The organism is Streptomyces sp. NPDC059534, assembly GCF_042743475.1.
Classification (GTDB): Bacteria; Actinomycetota; Actinomycetes; order Streptomycetales; family Streptomycetaceae; genus Streptomyces.
Window position 1 is genome coordinate 1 of record NZ_JBHWAQ010000086.1, and the last position, 9159, is coordinate 9159.

Consider the following 9159-nt stretch of genomic DNA (forward strand, 5'->3'; position numbering starts at 1 on the left):
CCGAGGCCGAACAAACCCACTACGATCACCACCGCGCCCCCGTCCGGGTCGCTCATCCAACAAACTGAGTCCCCGGACACGCCGGGGCGGTTCAGCGCGACACTCAGACGACAGCCACACATTCGTTCACTCCGTTGGACGCACGGATTCACTGACAGGACGATGCCACCTGCAGCCAAAGCACAGAAAGTCGGACATTAAGCCGAACTCCGCGTGTCCTCGTAGGGCCGCTAGGCACCCCTGCTAGCCTGTCAGGAATTCGGAGGGCCTCGGGACTCGTCTCCGCCTCACACGCAAGGACCGCTTCTTGTCGGTCTAGGCAGCTTGGATGGCGTCGGGACTCGTCTCGTTGGCGCCTCCACTACCTGCAGGACACCTCCTGACAGGCTCGGTTGAGAGGACGGATGCGTTGTGGCTCTGAAGATTGCTGTGGCCAGTCAGAAGGGAGGGCCTGGCAAGACCACGACAACGGTCAACCTCGGCGGAGCCTTTGCGCTGAACGGGCTACGTGTACTCGTGGTTGACCTCGATCCGCAAGCTCAGGCGGGCGTGTCGTACGGCATCGTTCCCCAGCCCAACCGCTCGGTGGGCTTCGCCCTCTACGCGCGCCTCAACTCCATGGAGCTCCCCCTCGGGCCCATGATCTACAACCGCGACGAGCTCCTGTTGGGCTTCGATGGCACGGGCCGTCTCGACCTGCTCGGCGGTGTCCAGAACACAACGGTGGATGCTGAACGAAAGATCGCAGGCGGTGACTTCGAAACCACCTTGGTACTGCGTCAGGTACTCAACGAAATCGAAGACAAGTACGACATCATCCTGCTCGACACCCCTCCGAGCGTGAGTGCCCTCGCGGCAGCAGCACTTTCTGCGGCCGACTTTGTCATCGCGGTCAGCGAGCCCCTCTACGCCACGGTTCCTGGCGTGGCTGTGGTCAAGGGACTCACCGAGGCCACGTCCCAGCGCACAGACCTCATGGCGAATCCTCGCTTCCTCGGCACCGTCATCAACAAGGCCAACCCTCCGTCGAAGCGCACCTCAGAGGATGACCGAGTCGACAGTCGACTCGAGGAGCTGGGCCTGATGGCCTTCCAGGCCGAGATCCGACGTAACGGGCTGATCTCCTCCGCGTTTGATGAGGGGCGACCCGCTGTCATTCTTCACCCCAACCAGGCGCCCAGTAAGCAGTACCTTGAGCTAGCCACTGAGATGTTTGACCGGATCAAGCAGGCGGCGATCTGATGGCAACCAGCGACAAGAGCAACTCCCGCAGCAGGGGGGAGGGGCGCCGACCAAACCGACGGTCCAACTCGACCGCAGCCCAGAGTGACGTTCTTCGGGCATCCATGCAGGACGCTATTCGCGGCAGCCACATCAACGCCGGGCAGGACTCTACAGCTGCCTTGCTTCAGCAGCTTGCTCAAACTCAGCCACTGGATCCGGTTCAGGACGGTACTGCCACTGGCACGGCCAACATCCCCTTGGCACGTCCCGAACCCGTAGTCCAGGCCGAACCCACCGTGGTCCAGCCCGAGCCGGCGGTCCAAGCCGAACCGCAGGAGGAAGGCCCAGCTCAAGCTCAGCGCTCTCTTCAGGCGAGCTTCGTCGACAACAGATTGAACTCGAACACCTGGCAGAGCTGGGGCTTCCGTCTCGTCCCGGATGTAAAGGAGCGGCTGGCCAAGCGTCTCGAAGCGGACAAGCGGTCGTCAGGCAACCGCCGCCTCGCGCAGGGGCACTATGTCAACGCCGCGATGCTGACCGTGTGCCCAAAGAGCGTCAAGGGACAGCTCGCTCTCATTCGTGGCTGGCTCACGGAGCGGGACGCCTACACAGAGCAAGGGCGGCCTTCCAACTACCTTGTTAGCAAGCCTGTTTGGGACACCTCAAGCACGCTAGACATGGAGCTCACTGCTGCCTCGAAGCGCGGCCAGGTGGTCTACCTATTTTCTGCGGTTCTTGAGCGCTTCCTCGACATGCTGGACGAGGGCGGCACGCTTCCTCCACCAGGCCGACGCAACTCGTAGCGGCCAGACTTCAGGCTCGTCAGAGGGTGGATCCACAAACCGTGGCTCCACCCTCTTTCGCAACTCCCAGCATCGCCTCTTCTTGCAACGCAACATGCAACGCGACACCCAACGGCATCTGCAACGCCGACAGTATGTGGAACTGCACGGCGTGCTGCAACGCTGAATGGGCGGCTGAACGAACGCCAGCGCGCCCTCAGGGCTGTCCGGCGACGGCCCCGGGCGTACGCCCGCCCGCATGCTGGGTTCCTGTCAGGAATGTTGAAGCCCCAAACCCGGGGGCGAACTCCGGCCGGAGGAACACCGGCTCGACCTGAAGAACAGCCACTTCTCGGGAGATTGCCGTCATTTCGAGGGCCGGTCACGGAGCCTCCGACACACCCAGGAACTTCTGACAGGAAGTTTCTGGGAGCATTGAGCGGTAGACTGCTTCCACAATGCTGATACGAAAGGACGCCTGGTGAAGCTGGCAGCCCTGGCCTCGTTGGCCAATGTCGTTCCGAAGGTCGCCTATGAGGCGCGCGATCGAAAGGTTCTCCTGACGGAGATCCTCACGGCCAGCGACGCACTCCCGCTGCGCACCTTCGACGCGTTGCGCCGAATCAGCTGGCCCGGCGAGAACATCGCGCGGAACACCCGCCAGCGGCTACGCCTCTGGGAGTCCCTCGCCATCGAACAGTCACGCCTCAACTTGGAGTCCGTCCCCAAGGACACTGGCCTTGTAGTCCACCCCGCCGGAGTTGTCCTTACCGAGCGCCGGAGCTCCCACCTCATCGAAGTCGTCAGACTCGCGGAAGAGGGAACCCCCTACGTGTACCTCCCGCTGGGGCGCTGGGCTGAGGAAACACTGGAGGCTCTCCACGCCGAGGACGCTCCCTCGGTCGCTGGCGCCGCCTGACCATGTCGAATCTAACGATCGCATCCTGCTAGCCAACGGCCTCGGACCGTGGGCCAGCACCACCTGGCCTGGGATCGCTTGATCCCAGGCCAGCTCTGTATCGGCGTTGAGGAGGTACGTCTGCCCCCGCACGAATGACTGAACGCCATCACCTAGCCAGGTCTCTACCTCCCCAGGCGGCACCAGCTGGTGATGCGGGGTTCCCCTCACACCTCCTCGACAGGAGCAGATCATAGCTACCGGTCATAGGGCTGGCTTAGTGTTGCCTCAAGACGCTCACCGAGCGTCGGCCCCTGCGCAGAACAGCGCTTCAAACCCGTCCCAGAAGCCTCTTACTTCTGGGGCCCACTCGTCGAACGGCAATACTCTGCCCACGTTCGACGAGCCTCTCCAGCTCTTGCCGGGCATGCGAACGGCTTTGAGCTCAGCCCTTCGCTCGCTGTTGCGGGACCCGCGACTTGATGGCGCGTCCGACTGGGTGCTCCTCGTGGCGGTCGTTGTGCTCGCCAAGAGCTCGCCGTCGTCGGCGAAGGTGCGGATGAAGCACCGGGATCTGAGTGGGTGGCTCGGGTGTGGGCTGTCCACGGTTGCTCGCGTCGTCAGTTCGGAGCTGAGGGCTTCGTCAGCGTTCGGGTACAGGACGCTCCGCAACAGTCAGGGACATCCCGTGGCCACGGAGTTGGAGCTCCTGCCCCTGCGGGACGCGCGAGCTGCGGCGGTCGCTCATCCCTTGGCGATGCTGAACCAGCGCGATCTGGCGACCCTCCTCCGTCTGTGCGAGGCCGTGTTCTGCCCTGGCTGGAAGCCGAAGGAGAAGCCGGAAACGCCGCCGGGGTTCATGGCTGGCCAGCGTGGCAAGGGAGCCGCGACGGACCGGCTGGCGATGATGGGGCTGGTGCTCAACGCTCGTCGCGACGGTCGCATGAGGATGGCTCCGGGGCGGGTGGCCGAGGGCTTCGGCAGGGCGGACGCCACAGTGGCACGCCTTATGGACCGTTGCGTGTCGGTTGGTGCCGCCGTGGTGTCGCGACTGCAGGGTGCTGGCCTTGTGGACTGCGGTGAAGGTGGTGACCGTCTCTCCGTTCCCGCTGTCGCTGCGGCCTTCACGCGTTGTCGGGGTGCGCTCGCATCTTCCGCTGTGAAGCTGACGAGGGACCAGGGCAGCCGACCTGACGGCGAGTCGTCTTCGTGTGCGCGATGCTCGCACGGCGCGGGGGAAGCCAGCGAAAACATCCCGTTGTCCGGCGACGGCTGGGAGCAGCCGAGTTTCGATGACGCGTTGGTCGATGCCGAGGATGCATTTAGGGATCAGAGTTCTGGTTCAAAGTCGTTTATGCAGGTTGCAGAGGGTGCGGAGGGTTCCGGTGGCTCGATTGGTCCTGCACTGTTCCACGCCACCCACCCACCGGTGGTTGAGTTACTTGGGAGTTCTGCGGGTTCGATGGGGTGTTCCTCCGGCGAAGCCGCATTGGGGTCCCGTGGTCTGCCGGAACGCGCGTATGGGCATGAGGATTCGGATCGGATGCGGTCCGGGGACCGGCCCGGTGGGAGCCTCGGAGGCCCGCTTCGCGGGGAGAACCCTGGTGAGGTCCTGGCTGCAGGGGCGGGGGGGAGACTGGCCTCGCAGGTCACGTTGCAGGCTTGGCTCGCTGTGACCGGGGGCCCGCCGAGGGTGTGGGCACAGCTTCCAGTGCGCCTGGAGCCGGTCCTCGAGCCGGTGGCGATGGTGTGGGGTCGGCTCGAGCGACGGTCGACCCGAACGCTGGTGACGAAGGCGGTGCAAGGGCGTCTTCGGGAAATCCTGGCTGCTTGCGGGCCCGAGGTGGACGCGGAACGGATTCTGAGAGAGCGGCTGAAGCGCCGGCTCCGGGAGCAGGGATCGGTGCCGATCATCGATCCGGTCGGGTGGCTGATGGGCCGCGGGCTTGCTCGTCGGTCGGTGTGCCCGGACCTCAGGTGCGATGACAGGGTGCGCATGGATACCCGCGCTGGCTGTCCTGCCTGCCAGTTCGCCTCGTTGGACGCCAGGGCCCTTCGTGGCGTGGCCATCGGGAAGGTGACCAGCTCCATGGGCGGGCGGGTCTACTCGCAAGGGCAGTTCGAGGATCAGCTGCGTGCGGTGTGGCGCGAGGAGGCCACGAGGACTGTGATCCGGCACGAGGAGGCCGTGGTTGAGCGCCAGAGGCGTGAGGCTGTGGTTGCGGTGCGACGGGCCGAGTTGGATGCTCGGGAGACGGCTCGGCGGGCGATGCCCTGTGCGGGGTGCGGCAGGCCGGATTCTGCGGGTTTGTGTAGTGGGTGCCGGGAAGACCAGCGGGTGGAAGAGAAGGTGGCCGAGGCCGTCGACACGAAGGTCGCGGTCTGGGGGCTTGGGCGGGACGCTGCGTACTCCGCTGGGCTGACCGAACGGGCCGAACGGGCCGAACGGGCCGTTCGGGATGCGGTGTCGCATGCCGTGGCTGAGCTCCTCAAGGCCGGGGAGGTGTTCCCGGAGATGGTCGCGGTGGCCGCGCGGCTGGCTGCGGAGTCTCAGGCCCATGCGGTCAGGGAGTCGGCGCTTCGATTCCTTGCGCGGGGGCCGAAGGCCGAGGAGGAGCGGGAGCGCGTTCATGCCGCTGAGCTGCGGAGGGCTCACCTGTTCGACAGCGTCGAGGAGGCGCAGGAAGCCGCCGATATGGCGGCGGAGACGGCCCGTTGGCGGACCGCGCAGCACCTGTTGGACCTACAGGTCGACTCGTTTCGCGCAGAGCGTTCCCAGGCGGCGCGGCAGGAGGTGGAGCCGCACCCGGTCTCGGTCGAGGTGAACAGATTGCGTGCCCTGATGGGTACGCCTGTCCCCGGGATCGACAGTGCGGCGCCGGAGTCGGCGGACGGTCGACGCGTTCTTCACGTTCATCGGCACAGCGACGACGGCCTCCTCCCGGGGAGCCGGGACACCGTTGATCGCTTCAAAGACCGTGTTGGGATCCATGCCTGCCCAACTACCTGACGGCCGAATGGGTGATGGGCAGCAGTGAGCCTTCGCCAACTTGAAGTTGCTGGTCAAAGGGCTGGCGTGACCGGTGCTCGGGGTGCTCACGCTGGTCGTGGGCGGAAGCCCACGGACAAGATCATTTGCCGGTGAGGTTAGGGTGCTGCCCGCGTAGCGCCGCTTCGACGCCGTAGTCTGGGAGCAATGCTCAGAACCTGTGGATCGGCCCGGGGCGGGATGCCTCGTGAGATGCGGATGGCGTACCTTCCCGGTGATCGACTCAAGGTCACCGAGTAGGCCCGCGTTCTCAGCGCGGGTCGGGAAGGCACGCCCGTGCTCAGCGTAGTCAACGAAGACGGCACCACCGAGACTGGTTCCCTGATCGATGAGATCGTCAGGGAGAATGCGAGGCGGATGCTGGCCGTCGTGGAGGCCGAGGTCGACCAGTACATAGCCGAGCTCGTTGGCCAGCGCGACGAACGGGGCCGTCGGCTGGTGGTCCGCAACGGCCTCCACCGGCCCCGGACGGTGACCACGGCCGCCGGACCGGTCGAGGTGGCCGCCCCGCGCGTGAACGACAAGCGCTTCGACGCCGAGACCGGTGAGCGCTCAAGGTTCTCCTCGAAGATCCTCGCGCCGTGGTGCCGGAAGTCCCCGAAGATCAGCGAGGTCCTGCTGCTGCTCTACCTCCACGGCCTGTCCTGCGGGGACTTGGGCGTCCGCGTCGACGGCTCCAAAGAACTGATTGCGATCGCCGAGGGACTGAGGGACTCCACCTATTCCTGGGCCGACCTGCTGCGGGACCGTCGCCGGCGTGGGATGCGGGACCCGATGCTCGTGGTCGGCGACGGCGCGATGGGCCTGTGGCGGGCCCTGGCGGAGGTGTTTCCGCAGGCCAGGCACCAGAGCTGCTGGGTTCACAAAACCCCGCAATGTCATGAACGCGCTGCCGAAGTCCGCCCAGGCGGGCGCGAGGAAGGCTCTGCAGGAGATCTGCAACGCCGAGGACCGTGCGCACGCCGAGAAGGTCGGTCACCGCGTTCGAGAAGACGTACGGGGCGAAGTGGCCCAGGGCCACGGCGAAGATCACCGGCGAGGTCGAAGAGCTGCTGGCGTTCTACGACTTCCCTGCTGCCCGCCGAGCACTGGATTCATCTACGGACCACGAACCCGATCGAGTCGACCTTCAGCACGGTGAAGCTGCGGACCAAGGTCACCCGCGGTGCTGGCAGTCCGCCCGCCGCCCTGGCCATGGTCTTCAAGCTCGGCCAGTCCGCCCAGGCCCGCTGGCGAGCGGTCACCGCACCCCACCTCGTCGCCCTCGTCCGAGCCGGCGCCCGCTTCGAAAACGGTCACCTCGTCGAACGAGACAAGACCCTCGCAGCATGAACCACCCAACTGATCCACAAGTCTTGACTATTGCTCCCAGGTGGCTGGTGGTGGGTGTGTCCCAGGTGTTTGGTTTTTTTGGTGGTGTTGGTGGTGTGGACCAGGGCGCCCGTGTAGCCGCCGTCGGCCCACAGCAGAGTGATCTTCCTGTAGCGGTCACGCATGGCCCGCAGCAGCGGCACGGCCGCATGCCGGTCCTGGACACTCGCGGTCGTGACCATCGCCGCGAGGAGCAGGCCGAGACAGTCCACCACGATGTGGCGTTTACGTCCCGGCACCTTCTTGCCTACGTCGTAGCCGCGTGAGGCGGCCGGCACTGTGGCGGCGGCCCGCACCGACTGCGAGTCGATGATCCCCGCGGTCGGCTCCGGATTCCGGCCCGCGTTCTTACGGACCCGCCCCGCGCAGCCGGTCGTGCATTTCCACGAGCAGACCGCTCGCGCCCTAACGATGCGCGAAGGCGCAGACACGGTCCCACGCGGGGAAGTCGACCGGCATGGCGCGCCACTTGATGCCGTTGTCGACCAGGCACCGCACCGCGTCATGCATCTGGCGGTGGCAGCAGCCCTCCGGCTGTCCTCCTCGGCCCTCCAGCCACGCCGGAACCGGCAGCGCGTCACGGCCCACTGCCCATTCCGCGTTCGACATGTCCGACGGATACCGCGGTACGCGGTCCGCGCGATCGCCTGCGTTCCCGAACCGGTGCGCGAGGCAGTCACACGACCGGGCAGCCGAGTTGGACGGCGCGGGCACGACAAGGCAAGACTGCAGCACAAGGGCCTCCTGGCAGCTCGTTGCTTCGAAAACTCCGAGCTGGACAGGAGGCCCTGCCCTCATGCGCGCACCCCGCCGGAGATCACCCGACCGAGTCGCCCCAGTCGAATCGATGTTCGTCACGATCAGTACGGCAACGGCTTCTGACCGGTTCCTGGCGGGGCTGTTTGGCGCCAGGCGACGAGCCGGCGGTGCTGGGGCTGATCGATAGGGAATGGCTGCCCGGCTGGCAGCCGGCACATGAGCTGCTCACACCTGCCGAGGAAAGCCTGTAGGGGGTGGAAACGCTCGTGGTGTGCGACCCGCATGGCGAAGTTGCGGGGGTCGTGCGCTGCCAGGTGAGGGCTGCGGACGGAGCGGGTCTGGTCGTGTGGCTGCATGGCCGAGAGGATTTCGAGGTGATCGTCGCGCTGATTGCGCTGGCTCGGGCACGGCTGGGCGACCGGGAGCTGTATGCGTGCACCGGCCCGGCCACCGCGCCCGGTATCCCGGGCCTGCCTACTGGGCGCCGTCCCGTCACCGCACGTGCCCTGACCCGCCGCCGGCTTCATCCAGACTGCCGTGCAGCGGTACTTCCTGAGAGACCTGGCCAGCGCCCTGACCGCCGCCGGTGTACCCGCTCGCGGACATCACCGTCCTGACCAAACCCGCTGGATGGCGCCTCGAACTTACCGACACCGACGGCCAGCCCCTCGCGAGCGCGACCCTGCTCGCCCCCGCATCGGCCACCGCGGGCATGGCCGTGCTGTCGCAGCTGACGGTCCAGTCCGGGCAGCGGCGCCGCGGCATCGGCAGCCACCTGCTGGCCCAGTGCCTCCACCACGCCCATATCAACGGTGCCGGCCACGTCACCGCTGTTATCCCCAAGGGCGACACCGCTGCTGCCCGCCTCCTGGCGGGCGCGGGCTTCCTTCTTCTCGACACCCTCACCGTCTACCGTCGCCGCCCCTGACCCGACAGTGCAGCAACTGCCGCGCCGCCTTGTCACATCGGGTGCGACTGCCGGGGACTGTAAATCGTTCGGTGTAACTCCCGATCATGGAGGATGCATCGATGACCAGTGAGAACGTGGCCGAGGCCCAGATAGGCGAGGCGGTAGA

Annotated in this window: 7 protein-coding genes and 1 pseudogene; 6 read left to right on the forward strand and 2 right to left on the reverse strand. The window is 66.2% G+C overall.

What is annotated here, in order from left to right; translation table 11 throughout:
* Window positions 1–411: 411 nt before the first annotated feature.
* From ACFVZH_RS39355 to ACFVZH_RS39375, 5 genes and pseudogenes are all read left to right on the forward strand, one after another.
* The gene (locus ACFVZH_RS39355) at window positions 412–1242 is read left to right on the forward strand and encodes a ParA family protein (protein ID WP_384905332.1); all 831 of its coding nucleotides are present in this window, start codon (window positions 412–414) and stop codon (window positions 1240–1242) included.
* Window positions 1242–2027: a hypothetical protein gene (locus ACFVZH_RS39360; RefSeq protein WP_384905334.1), complete on the forward strand. Its 786-nt coding sequence runs from the start codon at window positions 1242–1244 to the stop codon at window positions 2025–2027. Before ACFVZH_RS39355 ends, ACFVZH_RS39360 begins: the two co-directional genes overlap by 1 nt.
* Window positions 2028–2487: 460 nt before the next feature.
* Complete coding sequence (locus ACFVZH_RS39365) at window positions 2488–2925, forward strand: hypothetical protein (RefSeq protein WP_384905336.1); 438 nt, start codon at window positions 2488–2490, stop codon at window positions 2923–2925.
* A gap of 487 nt (window positions 2926–3412) precedes the next feature.
* A complete protein-coding gene (locus ACFVZH_RS39370; protein WP_384905338.1) occupies window positions 3413–5914 on the forward strand; it encodes a hypothetical protein in 2502 nt (833 codons plus the stop codon).
* Between the two features lie 315 nt (window positions 5915–6229).
* Window positions 6230–7285: pseudogene (locus ACFVZH_RS39375) on the forward strand (IS256 family transposase).
* Here the strand turns inward: ACFVZH_RS39375 and ACFVZH_RS39380 are convergent.
* Both ACFVZH_RS39380 and ACFVZH_RS39385 read right to left on the reverse strand, forming a co-directional pair.
* Complete coding sequence (locus ACFVZH_RS39380; protein WP_384905340.1) at window positions 7249–7620, reverse strand: transposase; 372 nt, start codon at window positions 7618–7620, stop codon at window positions 7249–7251. The pseudogene ACFVZH_RS39375 and the gene ACFVZH_RS39380 overlap by 37 nt on opposite strands.
* A 109-nt stretch (window positions 7621–7729) precedes the next feature.
* On the reverse strand, window positions 7730–7933 hold the full coding sequence (locus ACFVZH_RS39385; RefSeq protein ID WP_384905342.1) for a transposase: 204 nt from the start codon (window positions 7931–7933) through the stop codon (window positions 7730–7732).
* 736 nt (window positions 7934–8669) lie between these two features.
* Between ACFVZH_RS39385 and ACFVZH_RS39390 the strand changes: the two genes are divergently transcribed.
* On the forward strand, window positions 8670–9011 hold the full coding sequence (locus ACFVZH_RS39390; RefSeq protein WP_384905344.1) for a GNAT family N-acetyltransferase: 342 nt from the start codon (window positions 8670–8672) through the stop codon (window positions 9009–9011).
* Window positions 9012–9159: the final 148 nt, after the last annotated feature.

Bases quoted from the DNA above. Each gene is read 5' to 3' on its own strand.
- ACFVZH_RS39360 (WP_384905334.1), top strand. From the start codon at position 1,242: ATGGCAACCAGCGACAAGAGCAACTCCCGCAGCAGGGGGGAGGGGCGC.
- ACFVZH_RS39385 (WP_384905342.1), bottom strand. From the start codon at position 7,933: ATGTCGAACGCGGAATGGGCAGTGGGCCGTGACGCGCTGCCGGTTCCG.